The organism is Pseudoalteromonas sp. BSi20480 (assembly GCF_000241365.1).
Classification (GTDB): domain Bacteria; phylum Pseudomonadota; class Gammaproteobacteria; order Enterobacterales; family Alteromonadaceae; genus Pseudoalteromonas; species Pseudoalteromonas marina.
In genome coordinates, this window is the sequence record NZ_BADX01000086.1 from 1 (window position 1) to 924 (window position 924).

General features: G+C 36.9%; 1 protein-coding gene. It reads left to right on the forward strand.

The genetic code is table 11. From position 1 onward, the window contains the following. Positions 1-401 precede the first annotated feature (401 nt). Positions 402-902, forward strand: coding sequence for an RDD family protein (locus P20480_RS08730; protein WP_008129827.1), 501 nt, complete (start codon positions 402-404; stop codon positions 900-902). The last annotated feature ends 22 nt before the right edge of the window (positions 903-924 follow it).

Genomic DNA, 924 nt, shown 5'->3' on the forward strand with positions numbered 1-924 from the left:
GGCCGGACTCGAACCGGCACTCCTTTCGGAAGGGGATTTTGAATCCCCCATGTCTACCAATTTCATCACGCTGGCATCATTTTTCTTTAACCTTCTAAACACGAGAAGATAAAGAAAAACCACTTTAGAGCTTAGGATTATTTATGTGCCTTCGTCTCTATGCCAAGCATTATACAAACAATAGGGTTAGCAGCAAGCCTTTTATTACATAAGCATGATCAACCGCTTAACATTTAGGCAACTCTTAACATTTAAAAAAATTAAAGCGTCATGTAAATAAAGCACTTTAAAATACAGATATTATTTAAACCAATAGTTAAATGATACCAACATACTATAGCGCTTAGTATTTTTGCGCTTTTTTGCTAAACTAGCCACACATTAACAGTGAGAGTAATTTTATGTCGGGTGAGTTTCCACGTGCTGGTTTTTGGCGCCGTTTTGCGTCGCTAATATACGACTCTTTAGTCGTCATTTCATTATCTATGCTAACCGCTATTTTGTACTTTGCTGCAATTCAAGTTTTAATTTCTACGGGCCTTATTGAACAAACCGAAGGTCAAGACCCTGCTACATTTATAGAGAATTCACCTTTACTAGATGGCATTCGCAGTGCGTTGTTTGTGGGTGTTAATGTTATATTTTTTAGTTACTTTTGGACCAAAAGCGGTCAAACAATTGGTATGCGAGCATGGCGATTAAGAGTACAAACCAACGATGGCAATTTAATTAGTTGGTCGCAATCTGTTATTCGCTGCATGGGCGCGTTACTTGGTTTAGGTAACTTAGTTGTGTTAGTTGATTTTAAAAACAAAAAAGCGTTACAAGATTACTTATCTAAAACAGAGGTTGTTGCTCTTTCAAAAGAAGAGAACAAACGTATATACCGCGAGCTCGATTAATATATACACAGTAATAAAACCT